Origin of the sequence: Vogesella indigofera, from assembly GCF_028548395.1 — a bacterium.
Classification (GTDB): Bacteria; Pseudomonadota; Gammaproteobacteria; order Burkholderiales; family Chromobacteriaceae; genus Vogesella; species Vogesella indigofera_A.
This window is the reverse complement of record NZ_JAQQLA010000003.1, coordinates 677,102-693,214: the sequence shown is the minus strand read 5'-3', so window position 1 is coordinate 693,214 and position 16,113 is coordinate 677,102. Positions and strand designations below refer to the sequence as shown.

The 16,113-nt window shown below is 64.5% G+C and carries 11 protein-coding genes; 6 read left to right on the top strand and 5 right to left on the bottom strand.

Features of this window, described 5'->3' with window-relative positions; all coding sequences use genetic code 11:
• The first annotated feature begins 55 nt into the window (after nt 1-55).
• From nirB to PQU89_RS05175, 6 genes are all read left to right on the top strand, one after another.
• Nucleotides 56-2,503 (top strand): nitrite reductase large subunit NirB, encoded by a 2,448-nt coding sequence (gene nirB, locus PQU89_RS05200; RefSeq protein ID WP_272764928.1) that lies wholly within the window; start codon nt 56-58, stop codon nt 2,501-2,503.
• 67 nt (nt 2,504-2,570) lie between these two features.
• On the top strand, nt 2,571-2,888 hold the full coding sequence (nirD, locus tag PQU89_RS05195; protein ID WP_272764927.1) for a nitrite reductase small subunit NirD: 318 nt from the start codon (nt 2,571-2,573) through the stop codon (nt 2,886-2,888).
• 39 nt (nt 2,889-2,927) lie between these two features.
• The gene (locus PQU89_RS05190; protein WP_272764926.1) at nt 2,928-5,612 is read left to right on the top strand and encodes a nitrate reductase; all 2,685 of its coding nucleotides are present in this window, start codon (nt 2,928-2,930) and stop codon (nt 5,610-5,612) included.
• Nucleotides 5,613-5,717: 105 nt separating this feature from the next.
• Nucleotides 5,718-6,470 (top strand): uroporphyrinogen-III C-methyltransferase, encoded by a 753-nt coding sequence (gene cobA, locus PQU89_RS05185; RefSeq protein WP_272764925.1) that lies wholly within the window; start codon nt 5,718-5,720, stop codon nt 6,468-6,470.
• A gap of 166 nt (nt 6,471-6,636) precedes the next feature.
• Nucleotides 6,637-7,833 carry an amino acid aminotransferase gene (locus PQU89_RS05180; RefSeq protein WP_272764924.1) on the top strand — a complete coding sequence of 399 codons (1,197 nt, stop codon included), beginning with the start codon at nt 6,637-6,639 and terminating at the stop codon, nt 7,831-7,833.
• A gap of 225 nt (nt 7,834-8,058) precedes the next feature.
• Nucleotides 8,059-8,394 (top strand): YegP family protein, encoded by a 336-nt coding sequence (locus PQU89_RS05175; protein WP_272764923.1) that lies wholly within the window; start codon nt 8,059-8,061, stop codon nt 8,392-8,394.
• A gap of 114 nt (nt 8,395-8,508) precedes the next feature.
• On the opposite strand, the gene PQU89_RS05170 is transcribed toward PQU89_RS05175, so the two are convergent.
• The 5 genes from PQU89_RS05170 to PQU89_RS05150 form a co-directional block, all read right to left on the bottom strand.
• On the bottom strand, nt 8,509-9,702 hold the full coding sequence (locus PQU89_RS05170) for a branched-chain amino acid ABC transporter substrate-binding protein (RefSeq protein WP_272764922.1): 1,194 nt from the start codon (nt 9,700-9,702) through the stop codon (nt 8,509-8,511).
• A gap of 282 nt (nt 9,703-9,984) precedes the next feature.
• The gene (locus PQU89_RS05165; RefSeq protein ID WP_272764921.1) at nt 9,985-11,178 is read right to left on the bottom strand and encodes a branched-chain amino acid ABC transporter substrate-binding protein; all 1,194 of its coding nucleotides are present in this window, start codon (nt 11,176-11,178) and stop codon (nt 9,985-9,987) included.
• A 261-nt stretch (nt 11,179-11,439) separates the two neighbouring features.
• Complete coding sequence (hemH, locus tag PQU89_RS05160; RefSeq protein ID WP_272764920.1) at nt 11,440-12,525, bottom strand: ferrochelatase; 1,086 nt, start codon at nt 12,523-12,525, stop codon at nt 11,440-11,442.
• A 102-nt stretch (nt 12,526-12,627) separates the two neighbouring features.
• Nucleotides 12,628-14,925, bottom strand: coding sequence for a DNA translocase FtsK (locus PQU89_RS05155; RefSeq protein ID WP_272764919.1), 2,298 nt, complete (start codon nt 14,923-14,925; stop codon nt 12,628-12,630).
• Between the two features lie 79 nt (nt 14,926-15,004).
• Complete coding sequence (locus PQU89_RS05150; protein WP_272764918.1) at nt 15,005-16,105, bottom strand: anhydro-N-acetylmuramic acid kinase; 1,101 nt, start codon at nt 16,103-16,105, stop codon at nt 15,005-15,007.
• Nucleotides 16,106-16,113: the final 8 nt, after the last annotated feature.

Genomic DNA, 16,113 nt, shown 5'->3' with positions numbered 1-16,113 from the left:
GGCGGCGCAGGCAGGACGCCGCGCAATGCGTCGCAAATCAGACAAAGGAAACACCATGAAGAAGCTCAAATTGGTAATGGTCGGCAACGGCATGGCCGGGGTGCGCACGCTGGAAGAGCTGCTCAAGCTGACCCCGGAGCTGTACGACATCACCGTGTTCGGTGCCGAACCGTACGCCAACTACAACCGCATCCTGCTGTCGCCGGTGCTGACCGGCGAGCAGACGCTGCCGGAAATCATGCTCAACGACGTCGACTGGTACGCCGAGCACGGCATCACCCTGCATCTGGGCAAGGAAGTGGTGGACATCGACCGCGGCCGCCGCATCGTGCGCGCCGCTGACGGCACCACCGCCGAGTACGACCGCCTGCTGCTGGCCACCGGCTCCAATCCTTTCATCCTGCCGGTGCCGGGCAAGGAGCTGGACGGCGTGGTCACCTTCCGTGACATCCACGACGTCAACACCATGATCGACGCCGCGACCAATCATCAGCACGCGGTGGTGATCGGCGGCGGTCTCTTGGGGCTGGAAGCCGCCAACGGCCTGGCCGCACGCGGCATGAAGGTGACCGTGGTGCACCTCGGTGAATGGCTGCTCGACCGCCAGCTGGATCGCACCGCCGCCGCCATGCTGCAGGACACGTTGCAGGAACGCGGCCTGACCTTCCTGCTGCAGAAGCAGACCGCCGAGCTGGTGGCCGGCAGCAGCGGCCGCGTCGCCAGCGTGCGCTTCAAGGACGGCGAGGAAGTGCCGGCCGATCTGGTGGTGATGGCGGTCGGCATCCGCCCCAACTTCAGCCTGGCGGAGCAGAGCGGCATCTACTGCGACCGCGGCATCGTGGTCAACGACTTCATGCAGACCTTCGACCCGCGCGTGTACGCGGTGGGCGAGTGCGTCAGCCACCGCGGCGTCAGCTACGGCCTGGTGGCACCGCTGTTCGACATGGCGAAAGTGGTGGCCAACCACCTGGCCAACTTCGGCATCGCCCGCTACGTGCCGGCGGCCACCAGCACCAAGCTGAAGGTGACTGGGGTGGACCTGTTCTCCGCCGGCAACTTCATGGGCGGCGACGGCCACGAGGAAATCACGCTGTCCGATCCGGTCGGCGGCATCTACAAGAAGCTGATCGTCAAGGACGACAAGCTGGTCGGCGCCTGCCTGTACGGCGACACCGCCGACGGCGGCTGGTACTTCCGCCTGATCCGCGAAGGCCACGCGATCCACGAAATGCGCGAACAGCTGATGCTGGGCGAGGGCGCCATCGGCGACGTCGGCCACGCCGGCCAGAACCGCGCGATGGGCATGAGCGACGATGCCGAAGTGTGCGGCTGCAACGGCGTGTGCAAGGGCAGCATCGTCAAGGCGATCCAGGAAAAGGGCCTGTTCACGGTTGATGAAGTGAAAAAGCACACCAAGGCGGCCAGCTCCTGCGGCTCCTGCACCGGCCTGGTGGAGCAGATCCTGATCAACTGCGTCGGCGGCGCCGCCGACGTGAAGCCGAAATCGGAAAAGGCGATCTGCGGCTGTACCGATCTCAACCACGGCCAGGTACGGCAGGCGATCCGCGAACAGCACCTGACCTCGCTGGCGGACACCTTCACCGCACTGGACTGGCGCTCGGTGGACGGCTGCAGCAGCTGCCGTCCGGCCATCAACTACTACCTGATCTCCAGCTGGCCGGGCGAGGCGAAGGACGATCCGCAGTCGCGCTTCATCAACGAACGCGTGCACGCCAACATCCAGAAGGACGGCACCTACTCGGTGATCCCGCGGATGTGGGGCGGCGTCACCAACCCGTCCGAGCTGCGCCGCATCGCAGATGTCGCCGACAAGTACGACATCCCGATGGTGAAGGTCACCGGCGGCCAGCGTATCGACCTGCTGGGGGTGAAGAAGGAAGACCTGCCGAAGGTGTGGGCCGACCTCGACATGCCGTCCGGCCACGCCTACGGCAAGAGCCTGCGCACGGTGAAAACCTGTGTCGGCAGCGAGTTCTGCCGCTTCGGCACCCAGGATTCGACGCAGATGGGCATCGACCTGGAACACGACCTGTTCGGCATGTGGAGCCCGGCCAAGGTCAAGCTGGCGGTATCCGGCTGCCCGCGCAACTGCTCCGAGGCCGGCATCAAGGACGTGGGCATCATCGGCGTCGACTCCGGCTGGGAGCTGTACATCGGCGGCAACGGCGGCATCAAGACCGAGGTGGCCGAGTTCCTGTGCAAGGTGAAAACGCACGACGAGGTGATGGTGTACAGCGGCGCCTTCCTGCAGCTGTACCGCGAGGAAGCGTTCTATCTGGAACGCACCGTGCACTACCTGCACCGCGTCGGCATGGAGTACATCAAGCAGCGGGTGCTGGCCGACGAGGCTGGCCGCAACGAGCTGTACGCACGGCTGAAGTTCGCGCTGACCTTCGAGCAGGACCCTTGGGCGGAGCGCACCAAGGGCGGCGTCGCCCGCCACGAGTTTGAAGCGTTGAGCATCGAAACGGTCACCGCCTGAACCGGCGACTTGTCCATCGGCCACGGCAGCAGCGCGCCGCCGTGGCCACCACCAAAAGGATCACATCATGAGCCGCAACTGGAAAACCATCTGCCAGCTGAACGACATCCCGGCGCAGGGCGCCCGCGTGCTGAAGCGTGACGACGGCGACGACATCGCCATCTTCCGCACCATCGACAACCAGGTGTTCGCGCTGGTCGACAAGTGCCCGCACAAGGGCGGGCCGCTGTCGCAGGGCATCGTCTCCGGCCGCACCGTGACCTGCCCGCTGCACAACTGGAACATCGACCTGGCCACCGGCCAGGCCTGCGCGCCGGACGAGGGCTGTAGCGGCCACATTCCGGTGAAGCTGGAAGCGGGCGCCATCTTTCTGGCGCTGGACTGAGCATTGCATCAACAAGGTTGGCCGCAAGGAGACTAGAACATGACTGAAACAACGGGACACCACCACACCGTCTCCTCCATCTGCTGCTATTGCGGCACCGGCTGCGGCGTCGAGATCTCCACCGACGGTTCGCGCGTGCTGGCGGTGACCGGCGACGGCGCCCACCCGGCCAACTTCGGCCGCCTGTGCAGCAAGGGCCGCACGCTGGGCGACACCACCGGCCGGCCGTCGGCGCGGCTGTTGCGGCCAACCTTGCGCCTTGCCAAGGACGAGCCGGCGCAGGAAGTCAGCTGGGACAGCGCGCTGGAAGCGGTCAGCGGCAAGCTGGCCGACGCCATCCGTCAGCACGGCCCGGACGCGGTCGGTTTTTACCTGTCCGGCCAGCTGCTGACCGAGGACTACTACCTGTTCAACAAGCTGGCGCGCGGCCTGGTCGGCACCAACAACGTCGATACCAACTCGCGGCTGTGCATGTCCAGCGCCGTCACCGGCTACAAGCTGACGCTGGGTGCCGACGCACCGCCGGCTTGCTACGACGACTTCGATCACGCCGAGTGCGTGCTGATCGCCGGCTCCAATATGGCGTTCGCCCACCCGGTGCTGTTCCGCCGCCTGGAAGACGCCAAGGCCGCCAATCCGGCAATGAAGATCATCGTCGTCGATCCGCGCCGCACCGACACCGCCAGCATCGCCGACCTGTACCTGCCGGTGTTGCCGGGCACCGACGTGGCGCTGTTCCACGGCATGCTCAACGTGATGATCTGGGAAGAGCTGATCGACCGCGACTATATCGCGCAGCACACCGAAGGCTTTGCCGTGCTCAAGCAGCGGCTGCAGGAATTCACCCCGCGCGCCGCCGCCGAGCTGTGCGGCATCAGCGAGCAGGATCTGGTCACCGCCGCGCGCTGGTTCGCCCAAAGCGCGGCCACGCTGTCCTGCTACACCATGGGCCTGAACCAGTACAGCAACGGCAGCGACAAGAACGCGGCGCTGATCCACCTGCATCTGGCCACCGGCCATATCGGCCGTCCCGGCTGCGGCCCGTTCTCGCTGACCGGCCAGCCCAACGCCATGGGCGGGCGCGAGGTCGGCGGCCTTGCCACCGCCTTGCCCGGCCACCGCGAGCCGGGCAATGCCGCGCACCGCGCCGAAGTGGCCGCGCTGTGGAACGTGCCGGCGTTGCCGGCCACGCCGGGGCTGGCGGCGGTGGAGCTGTTCGAGGCCGCCGCCGCCGGCAAGATCAAGGTGCTGTGGATCGTGTGCACCAACCCGGCACAGTCGATGCCGGAGCAGGCGCTGGTGCGCGCCGCGCTGGAACAGGTGGACTGCGTGATCGTGCAGGAGGCCTTCAACAGCAGCGAGACGCTGGCCTACGCCGACATCGTGCTGCCGGCCGCCACCTGGCCGGAGAAGGACGGCACCGTCACCAACAGCGAGCGCCGCATCAGCCGCGTGCGCGCCGCGCTGCCGGCACCGGGGCAGGCGCGCGAAGACTGGCGCATCGCTGACGACGTGGCGCAAAGGTTGGCCGCAAGCCTGGCGCCGGAGCGGCTGCCGGCGTTCGGCTTTGTCGATGCCGCCGCGGTATTCGCCGAGCACGCCACCACCACCGCCGGCCGCGATCTGGATTACAGCGCGCTCAGCTACGAGGTGCTGGAGCAGCGCGGGCCGCAGCAGTGGCCGTTCCGCGACGGTCACGGCACCGCCCGGCTGTACGGCGATGGCGTGTTCGCCACCGCTAACGGCCGCGCACAGTTTGTCGATGTCGCCTGGCGCACGGTCAGCGACAAGGTGTCGGCGCACTTCCCGCTGCGGCTGACCACCGGTCGCCTGCGCGACCACTGGCACACCATGAGCCGCACCGCGCTGGTGCCGACGCTGACCCGCCACGTGGAGGAGCCGCAGCTGGCGATGCACCCGCGCGACCTGCAGCGGCAGCGCCTTGCCAGCGGCGACCTGGTCAAGGTGCGCAACAAGCGCGGCGCGATCTACCTGCCGGTGGTGGCCGACGACAAGCTGCGCCCCGGCGTGGCCTTCATCCCGATGCACTGGGGTGGTGCCGCGCTGGGCGGGCAGGGCATCAACGCGCTGACCACCCGCGTAGGCGATCCGCTGTCGCGGCAGCCGGAGCTGAAGCACGCCGCGGTGGCGGTGGAAGCGGCCAAGCTGCCGTGGCGCGCCACGCTGCTACTGAAGGGCGACGCGCTGGCGGCACGGGCGCGGCTGGACGCGGTGCGCGCACTGTTCCCGTACGCGGTGGCGGTGCCGGTGATGCTCGGTGGCGTGGAAGCACTGCGGCTGCGGCTGGCCGCCAGCGAGGCACCGGACGTCGCCGTGCTGCAGCAGCTGGCCAGCGTGCTGGAGCCGGCCGGCAGCCTGTCGGCGGCGCTGGACGATCCGGCGCGCGGCATCCTGCGCCGGGTGTGGCTGCAGGCGAAACAGCCGCTGGGTTTCGTGCTGGCAGGTGACGTGCGCGCCGACGAGGCACTGAGCAGCTGGCTGGACGGCGGCGCGGCACCGGACAGCCTGTCGGCGCTGCTGACCGGGCAGGCGCGCGGCGCGGTGCGTTCGCGCGTGGTGTGCTCCTGCGAAGGCGTGCGCGAGGACGCGATCTGCGCCGGCATCGCCAAGGGGCTGGACGTGGACGGGCTGAAGCGCGAGCTGCGCTGCGGCACCGGCTGCGGCTCCTGCGTGCCGGAGCTGGTGCGCATGGTGGCGGCGTAGCGGCAGCCCAAGGCACGTCATTTGCTTATAAAGCATCGGTCTAAAACGGTTTTTTGTTTCGGGTATGGTTCAGGGCTAACAGGCCGCACACGCAAAGGAAACATCATGAATGGCAAGGTATGGTTGATCGGCGCAGGTCCCGGCGATGCGGAATTGCTGACCTTGAAGGCGCTGCGCGTGCTGCAGTCCTGTGACACTTGGCTGGTGGATGATCTGGTTGGCCGCGACATTCTCGATTTTGCCCGGCCCGGCACCCGCATCGTGCACGTCGGCAAGCGCGGCGGCTGCAAGTCGACGCCGCAGGCCTTCATCCTGCGCCTGATGGCGCGTTACGCGCGGCAGGGCAAGACCGTGGCGCGGGTGAAGGGCGGCGACCCGTTCATCTTCGGCCGCGGCGGCGAGGAGTGGGCGTGGCTGGCGGAGCGCGGCGTGGACGTGGAGGCCGTCGGCGGCATCACCGCCGGCCTGGCCGTCGGCCCGGCGCTGGGCCTGCCGCTGACGCACCGCAGCGTCGCCCGCGGCGTGGCGCTGGTCACCGCGCACACCGTGGACGGCTCGCGCCCGGACTGGCAGGCGCTGGAGGCATCGCAGCTGACCGTGGTCTGTTACATGGGTATGAGCGATGTCGAGGCGCTGGCCAGCGAGCTGATGGCCGCCGGCTTTGCCGCCAGCCTGCCGGTGGCGGTGGTGCATCGTGCGGGCTGTGCGGAGCAGCGCCACATTGTCACCCGCCTGCAAACGTTGGCCGCCGATGTGGCGCGCAGCGGTCTGGCCAGCCCGGCGGTGATCGTGCTGGGCGAGGTGGCGGCGCTGGCGCAGGTGGCGGTGGCCGAGCAGGCGTGGCCCATCGCGGTGTAAGAGCCTGGCGGGTGGCTGGCAATTTAGTGGCGGGGAAATGCGGTTTGCTGCAATGTTGCTGCGGATTTGGCGGCTTGTTGGTGTCGATGCTGTGAAAAAGCAGGCTTTATGTTAGGTTTATGGCTTGTTTGCCACCCGATCCAGACAAGAGAGAAACAGGAAAACTATGTTCCAGCATGTCGAAGCCTACGCCGGCGACCCGATCCTGACCCTGGTTGAAACCTTCAACAAGGACACCCGCAATCCGAAAGTCAACCTCGGCATCGGCCTGTACTACGATGAGGAAGGCCGTATCCCGCTGCTGCCGTCGGTGCAGAAAGCCGAAGCCGCGCGCGTGGCCAGCGCCGGCGCACGCTCCTACCAGCCGATGGAAGGCGCCGCCAACTATCGCACTGCAGTACAGCAGCTGCTGTGGGGTGCCGGCCACGAGGCGGTCACCGCCGGCCGCATCGCCACCATCCAGACTATCGGTGGCTCCGGCGCGCTGAAGATCGGCGGCGACCTGCTCAAGCGCTACTTCCCGGACAGCGAAGTGTGGGTCAGCGCCCCGACCTGGGACAACCACCGCGCCATGTTCGAAGGCGCCGGCTTCGTGGTGCACGACTATCCGTACTACGACGCGGCTACCGGCGGGGTGAAGTTCGACGAGATGATCGCCTGCTTCCAGGCGCTGCCGGCCAAGACCATCGTGTTGCTGCACCCGTGCTGCCACAATCCGACCGGTGTCGATCTCTCCAATGCGCAGTGGGAGCAGGTAATCGAGGTGGTGAAGCAGCGTGACCTGCTACCGTTCATGGACATCGCCTACCAGGGCTTCGGCGACAGCCTGGAGGATGACGTGTTCGCCATCCGCGCGATGACCGCCGCCGGCGTCAGCTTCTTTGTCAGCAACTCGTTCTCCAAGAACCTGTCGTTCTACGGCGAGCGCTGTGGCGGCCTGTCGGTGGTGTGCCACGATGCCGAAGAAGCCGGCCGCGTGCTGGGCCAGCTGAAGGCCACCGTGCGCCGCAATTACTCCAGCCCGCCGACCCACGGTGGCCAGGTGACCGCCATGGTGATGACCGAACCGGCACTGCGTGCGGAGTGGGAAGGCGAAGTGACCGAGATGCGCGAGCGCATCAAGGCGATGCGCCAGAAGCTGTACGCGGTGCTGTCGGCCAAGGTGCCGGGCCGCGATTTCAGCTACTTCATCAAGCAGCGCGGCATGTTCAGCTACACCGGGCTGACGCCGGAACAGGTGGATCGCCTGCGCGAAGAGTTCGCGGTGTACCTGGTGCGCTCCGGCCGCATGTGCGTGGCCGGTCTCAACAGCCGCAACGTGGAATACGTCGCCGACGCGATGGCGGAAGTGCTGAAAGCCTGATCGCGGCCAACTTGGCCTGCCCAAACGCCCCGTGTGCTCACGGGGCGTTTTTCATGGTGGGCTTCTTTATGGTGTGTCTTTGCTCGCGGTGTGTCTCGGGCTTGGTGCTGGCGTGCCGGCTCTGCTAAGCTGTTTGGCATGGACTGCCGCCAGGCGGTGGTACGCAGAGCGGTAGTCGCCGCTTGTCTTGGGGTGTTTGTCAACGTCACAACAAGGAGTCGTCACATGGCAGGTTGGTTCGAATTGAGCAAAAGCAGCGACGGGCAGTTCCGTTTCGTGCTGAAGGCGGGCAATGCGGAAACCATTCTTAGCAGCGAGCTATACCACACCCGCGCCGCCGCGGAAAACGGTATCGCCTCGGTGCAGGCCAACAGTCCGCTGGAGGAGCGCTACGAGCGCAAGACCGCGGCCAACGGCAAGGCGTTTTTCAATCTCAAGGCCGGCAACTACCAGGTCATCGGCAGCAGCCAGATGTATGGCAGTGAGGCGGCACGCGATAACGGCATCGACAGCGTCAAGACCAACGGCACCTCAACCACGGTCAAGGATCTGACCGGCTAAAGCGCGGGCACGGGGTGCCGGACGATTTCGGTGCCGCTGCGCCGAAGCTGATATGGCCACAAAAAACGCCGTTCCCGCTGTAGCGGGAACGGCGTTGTTGCGTTGCGGTCGGGCTTATTGCGCGGCGGAAGCGTCGCCGGCCGGCTTGGCCACACCGGCCCACTTGCCGCCTTCCAGGCGGTAAAGGGTCACGGTGCCGTTCTTGATGTCGCCATTGCTTTCAAAGGCGATTGGACCGGTCACGCCCTGCAGCGAGGTCTTGCCGACTTCGGCCAGGTATTTCTTCGGGTCGGCAGAATTGGCGCGTTTCATCGCGTCGATCACCACGCGGGTCGCGTCGTAGGTATACGGTGCGTAGGCCTGGATTTCACCGTTGAAGCGTGCCTTGTACTTGGTGTTGAACGCGGCATAGCCCGGCATCAGCTCTTTCGAGGCGCCGGCGCTGGATGCGTAGGCGCCTTCACCATCCTTGCCCGCCAGCTTGGCGAACTCGGCGGTGTTGACCCCGTCGGCACCCATGAATACTGCGGTGATGCCCAGCTTGCGCATCTGTTTCACCAGCGGGCCGGCTTGTGCATCCATGCCGCCGTAGAAGATCAGTTCCGGCTTCTCACCCTTGATCGAGGTCAGGATCGCCATGAAATCGGTGGCGCTGTTGGTGGTGTATTCGCGCTTGACGATTGTACCGCCGGCTGCTTCGGTGGCCTTGGCAAAGTCGTCGGCTAGGCCCTGGCCGTAGGTGGTGCGGTCGTCGATGACGGCGATGCGCTTCGACTTCAGCTCGGTCACCGCGTACTTGGCCAGCGCCTGCCCCTGTTGCAGGTCATTGGCGATGATGCGGAAGGTGTTGTTGTAGCCTTGCTCGGTGAATTTCGGGCTGGTCACCGAACCGGCGATCATGGTGATGCCGGCATCGTTGTACAGGCGCGAGGCCGGGATGGCGGCGCCGGAGGTCAGATGGCCGATCACGGCGGCAACGCCGGCATCAACAAAGCGCTGGGCAACTTGGGTGGCGACTTTCGGGTCGGCCTGGTCGTCTTCGGAGATCACTTCAAAACGGACCGGCTTGCCGTCCAGGGTCAGCTTTTCCGCGTTGGCTTCTTCGGCAGCCAGTTGCACGCCATTGTCGGCGTCACGGCCCCAGTGTGCGAACGGGCCGGTCAGCGGGTTGGCGGAGCCGATCTTGACCACGTGTTCCTGTGCGGTAGCGGGAGCGCTGGCAGCGGCGTCTTGTTGTGGTTCGGCATTGTTGCAGGCGGCCAGCGTCAGTGCGGCCGCGGCGATAGCGGAGATGCGATATGGATTCATGGTGAAAACGTGTCCCTGTTCCTCATAGCGGGAACATTTTGTTTGTAAAATGCAGGTGGTTTTATGGTCAGCCGAACCGGGCCCGGTTCGGGCGCCTGTTGTCGTGACATTGTGTCCGGACCGCGCGGGGTGGTGGCAGTCGTGGAGACAAAGGGGAGCGGCGACTGGATACAATCGACGCGTGTTGCAATGATCTTAAATGGTGCACTGCGATATGGCAAGCATAAAAAATGGCGCCCGTCAGGGCGCCATTTTCACATGCAACAAGCTTGTCAGATCAGCTTACTGGGCTGGGCCGCCAACAGTGGAAACCACTTCCCACTTGCCGCCTTTAACCTGGTAAACGGTGACTGCGCCGTTCTTGATATCGCCTTTTTCGTCAAAGGAGATCTCGCCGGTCACGCCGGTCAGCTTGGTCTTGCCCACTTCTGGCAGGTAGACCTTAGGATCGGTCGAACCGGCACGCTTCATGGAGTCAACCAGGACTTTTACAGCATCGTACTCGTAAGGAGCATAGATCTGTACGTCAGTGTTGAACTTGGCTTTGAACTTGTCGTTGAATGCCGCGAAACCTGGCATCTTGTCGCGTGGCACGCCGCAGCTGGAGGAGTACTGACCTTCAGATGCTTCGCCAGCCAGCTTGATGAACTCCGGAGTCTGCCAGCCGTCGCCGCCCATCAGCTTGGCCTTGATGCCCAGACGCTGCATCTGCTTGGCCAGTGGTGCTGCCTGTGCATCCATACCGCCGTAGAAAATCACGTCAGGCTGAGTCGATTTGATCGAGGTCAGAATGGCGTTGAAGTCGGTAGCGGTGTTGGTGGTGAACTCGCGCTTGGAGATCGCGCCACCTTTGGCTTTAACTGCTTTTTCGAATTCGTCAGCCAGACCCTGGCCGTAAGCGGTGCGGTCGTCGATGATGGCGACTTTTTTCGCTTTCAGGTTGTCCACGGCAAACTCGCCCAGTGCCTTGCCTTGCTGTACGTCGTTGGCAATCACGCGGAAGGTGGTTTTGTAACCTTGCTTGGTGTAGTCAGGGTTGGTCGCAGAAGGGGAGATCTGTGGGATGCCGGCATCGGAGTAGATCTTGGATGCTGGGATGGTGGTACCGGAGTTCAGGTGACCAACCACGCCGACAACCTGGGCATCAACCAGACGCTGTGCAACCTGGGTGCCGATTTTCGGGTCAGCCTGGTCATCTTCGGAGACCAGTTCAAACTTGACTTTCTTGCCACCGATCTCGACGCCTTCGGCGTTCAGGTCTTCAATGGCCAGACGCGCGCCAAATTCGTTGTCTTTGCCCAGGTGAGCAATCGGACCGGTCATTGGCGATACTTGACCGATTTTGACTACCACTTCACCGCCGGCATCGGCCGCGGCAGCGGAAGCATCAGCAGCTGGTTGTTCTTCTTTGTTGCCGCAGGCAGTCAGTGCGATGGCGGCTGCTGCAAAAAGGCTAAGGCGTGCGAATTTATTCATCTTGTGTTTCCCCTGATCTTAGTCATGTGACTTGTAAGATCCGCTCAGTTCTTTTGGAAAGAGCAGATGCGGACTGATTATGCGTAGCACCCTATGCAGTGTCAACGAAGTTTGATTTCACCAATTTGGAGATTGTCGGACACGTCAAAGGTTATGACATATTTGCTGCACTGCATTGGTCAGATTGCCAGGCGGATAAAGTATAAAATGAACAATGGCGCACCATGTTGGTGCGCCATTGGGGTGAAAAAATCGTTTTTACTAGCCGTTTGCGCCTGAATCTTGCGCACGCTGAAAACGCAGCACCGGATCATCCGGTGTTGTTATCCAGCCACCAAGATGCTGCTGTACCAGTGCTGTTAGCGCATTCAGCCAGTTTGGATCTTCATTGAGACAGGAAATATAGCGGTATTCGCCGCCGCCATTGGTCAGGAAAATCTCCTTGCCTTCCATGGCGATTTCTTCCTGCGTCTCCAGACAGTCGCCGACAAAGCCGGGGCACATCACGTCCAGTTTTTGCGTGCCGGCCTTGGCCAGTGCCGTCAGTGTGTCGACGGTGTAGGGTTTGAGCCACTCTGCCTTGCCGAAGCGGCTCTGGAATGCCACCACATACTGTTCCTTGTCCAGTTGCAGCCGCTCTGCCAGCAGGCGACCGGTTTTCAGGCATTCACAGTGATAGGGATCGCCCTTGTCCAGCGTGAAACGCGGCACCCCGTGGAACGACATCAGCAGCTTGTCACCACGGCCGTTTGCCAGCCAGTGCGCCTCCACCTGTCGCGCCAGCGCTTCAATATAAGGTGGAAAGTCGTGGAAATGGCGCACGGTGCGGATTTCCGGCATGTTGCGCATGCGCAGCAGGCTGCGGAATACCTCGTCCAGCGCGGTCGCCACCGATGAACCGGCGTACTGCGGATACAGTGGCACCACCAACAGGCGCTCGACACCCTGCTCGCGCATGCCGCGCAGCACGCTGTCGACCGACGGGTTGCCGTAGCGCATCGCGAAATCGACCACCAGGTTTTCCAGTCCGGCGGCAGCCAGCTGCTCGGTCAGCAGCCTGGTCTGGTTGCGGGTATGCACCAGCAGCGGCGAGCCTTCGCTGCTCCAGATGCTGGCGTACTTCTCGGCGCTCTTGCGCGGGCGCAAATTGAGGATGATGCCGTTGAGGATCAGCCACCACAGTGCCTTCGGAATTTCGATCACGCGCTGGTCGGACAGGAATTGCTTGAGGTAAGGGCGCAGGGCCTTGGCGGTCGGCGCGTCGGGGGTGCCGAGGTTGATCAGCAGCACGCCGGTTTTGGGCGTGTAGCTGTGGCGGAAAGCCGGTTCTGTGAGCGGTACGGCCATGTTTTTTTCCAGTACGAATAAATAAGGGTGCAACTTGCCTTGCAGCCTTGAAAGACAATGGCCGCATCGCTGCGGCCAACCTTGCTCCACGAATGGCGCGGCTTATTCCTCTCGCGCCGGCACCAGCACGCTGCGGTTGCCGTTGGTCTCCATGGCCGAGACGATGCCGCTGGCTTCCATCTGTTCGATCAGGCGTGCGGCACGGTTGTAGCCGATGCGCAGGTGGCGCTGTACCGACGAAATCGACGCCTTGCGCGTTTTCAGCACAATGGCGACAGCATCGTCGTACAGTGGATCGGCTTCAGTGTCGTTGCTGCCGGAAAGGCCGTCGCCGCCGTCACCGGCCTCGGTTTCGGTGCCGCCGGTGAGAATGCCCTCGATGTAGTCCGGCTCGCCGGTGGTCTTGAGGAATTCCACCACCTGGTGCACCTCGTCATCGGCCACAAAGGCGCCGTGCACGCGTAGCGGGTAGCCGGTGCCAGGCGGCAGGTACAGCATGTCGCCCTGGCCGAGCAGGGTCTCGGCGCCCATCTGGTCGAGAATGGTACGGCTGTCGATCTTGCTGGATACCTGGAACGCGATCCGCGTCGGGATGTTGGCCTTGATCAGGCCGGTGATCACGTCCACCGACGGCCGTTGCGTGGCGAGGATCAAATGGATGCCGGCGGCGCGCGCCTTCTGCGCCAGCCGGGCGATCAGTTCCTCGATCTTCTTGCCGGCCACCATCATCAGGTCGGCCAGCTCGTCGATCACCACCACGATCATCGGCATGGTCTCCAGTGGCTCCGGCGTTTCCGGGGTCAGGCTGAACGGGTTGGGCAGCTTTTCACCGGCCTTTTCCGCGTCGCGGATCTTCTGGTTGTAGCCGGCGAGGTTGCGCACGCCGAGCTTGGACATCAGCCGGTAGCGTTTTTCCATCTCGCCGACACACCAGTTCAGCGCGTTGGCGGCCTGCTTCATGTCGGTGACCACCGGTGCCAGCAAGTGTGGGATGCCTTCGTACACCGACAGCTCCAGCATCTTCGGGTCGACCATGATCAGGCGTGCTTCCTTCGGCGTCGCTTTGTACAGCACCGACAGGATCATCGCGTTGATGGCTACCGATTTGCCGGAGCCGGTGGTGCCGGCCACCAGCACGTGCGGCATCTTGGCGAGGTCAGCGGACACCGGCTGGCCGGCAATGTCCTTGCCCAGCGCCATCGCCAGTCGCGAACTCATGTTCTGGTAGCTGTCGGAGCCGACGATCTCCGACAAGCGCACGATCTGGCGCTTCGGGTTGGGCAGCTCCAGACCCATGTAAGTCTTGCCGGGGATGGTTTCCACCACCCGGATCGACACCAGGCTCAGCGCGCGTGCCAGGTCACGCATCAGGTTGACGATCTGCGCACCCTTGACGCCGATGGCCGGCTCGATCTCGTAACGGGTGATCACCGGGCCGGGGTAGGCGGCGACCACTTTCACGTCGACGCCAAAATCGGCCAGCTTGCGTTCGATCAGGCGCGAGGTGTACTCCACCGTCTCGGCGGAGACCGGCTCGCCCTGTTCCTTCGGTGCGGCCAACAGTGGCAGGCCGGGCAGGGTGTCGTCGCCGGGCGCGGCAAACAGCGACTGTTGTACCGGCTTGGTCACCTTGGGCGACAGCGGGATGTCCAGCACCGGTGCCTCGATGCGCACCGGTGGCTTGTCCTCGATCTTCTTCTTTTCAGTGACGACTTTTTCTTCGCGCTGCTGTGCGATCTCGCGGCCGATTTCGCGGTCCTGGCGTGCCTGCCACGCTTGCCAGGCCTTCAGTACGCCATCCTCGATGGTGGCGCCGATGCGTTCCATCATGTTCAGCCACGACACGCCGGTAAACAGTGAGAAACCGATGGCGCCGCTCACCAGCAACAGCAGGCCGCCGCCGGTCAGACCGAACACGCGCGCGGCAACATCGCCGAGGAACTGGCCAAACAGCCCGCCGGCGACCAGCGGCAGGTTCAGCGTTTCGTCACGCCAGATCAGCGCTTCGAGGCTGGCGGAGCAAAGAATGAACAGCAAGAAACCGAACGAGGCCGCCCACGCCATCGGCCCCGGGCGGCGAATGCCGTCACCCAGCTGGCGATAGCCCCAGGCGATGGCGGCGAGGCAGAACGCCACGCTCAGCCACGCCGAGTAGCCGAACAGATAGAGCAGGATGTCGGACAGCCAGGCGCCAAAGGCGCCGCCATAGTTGCGCACCTGTGCATCGGCCGAGCTGTGTGACCAGGAGGAATCGGCAGGAGAGAAGGACGCCAGCGTCAGAACGAGATAAACGGCGGTCACGGCCATCAGCAACCACCACGCTTCGCGCAGCAGGCTCGAGAGCCGTGGCGGCAGCGGGTCGGTGTTGCGGACAACGGCTTTACGCTTGAAGAGGCGCATTGAATATTCTGTTTGATTAGGGTGGTGGCTGATTATATCGGCAAACCGCACAAAAACCGCGCGCTGGCGCGGGAATTTGTCAGGCCGGATACAGCGCCCCCAGCACGCGCCGGCCGCTGGCGCCGGTCACCGCCGGCAGGTTGGCGCCCTGGCGCTGGCTGAAGCAGTAGCCCAACCAGGCAAAGGCGGTGGCTTCTACCTGCTGCAGCGGCAGCCCCAGCTCGTCGGTCAGGTGCCAGCCGACCTGCGGCCAACGTTGCTGCAGCCGCTGGCGCAGGTCGCGGTTGCGCGCACCACCGCCGCACAGGTAGACCGCGCTGACGGCGGGCAGGAACTGTTGTGCGGCGTTGACGATGCTGTGCGCCACCAGCTCGGCCAGGGTGGCCTGCACGTCGGCCGGGCGCAGCGGCTCGCCCAGTGCGTGCAGCTGGGCTTGCAGCCAGGCGAGGTCGAACAGGTCGCGGCCGGTGCTCTTCGGCGGCGGCGCGTCAAAGTAGGCGGTGGCCAGCAGCTGTTGCAGCAGGCGCGGATGCACGCTGCCGGACGCCGACCACGCGCCGTCGGCGTCATAAGGTTGGCCGCAGTGCAGCTTGATCCAGGCATCGAGCAGCATGTTGCCGGGGCCGCTGTCGAAGCCGGAGACCACACCGTCGCTGCCGAGGTAGGTCAGGTTGGCGATGCCGCCGATGTTGACGATCAGGCGGCTCACGCTCGGATCATGAAAGGCGTGGGCGTGGAAGGCGGGCACCAGCGGCGCACCCTGGCCGCCGGCGGCGACATCGCGGCTGCGCAGGTCGCCGATCACGTCGATGCCGGTCAGCTCGGCCAGCAGTGCCAGGTTGCCCAGCTGCAGCGTGTAGCCGCGCTCCGGTGCGTGGCGGATGGTCTGGCCGTGGCAGGCGATGGCACTCACGGCGCTGGCGTCGAGCTGGCAATTGACCAGCAACTGCTGCACCACTTGCGCGTAGCGCTGCGCCAGCAGGTTGGCCAGCCGGGCGCTGCGGTCCAGCTCGTTGTGTGCCGGGGTCTGCAGCGCAAGGATGTCCTCGCGCAGCGCCGCCGGATAGTCGACGAAGGCCTCGCCGCAGACGCGGAAGCGCGGGCCGGAAAAATCAACCAGTACTGCATCCACGCCGTCGAGGCTGGTGCCGGACATCAAACCGATAAAGTACGCAGACATGAAAAAAC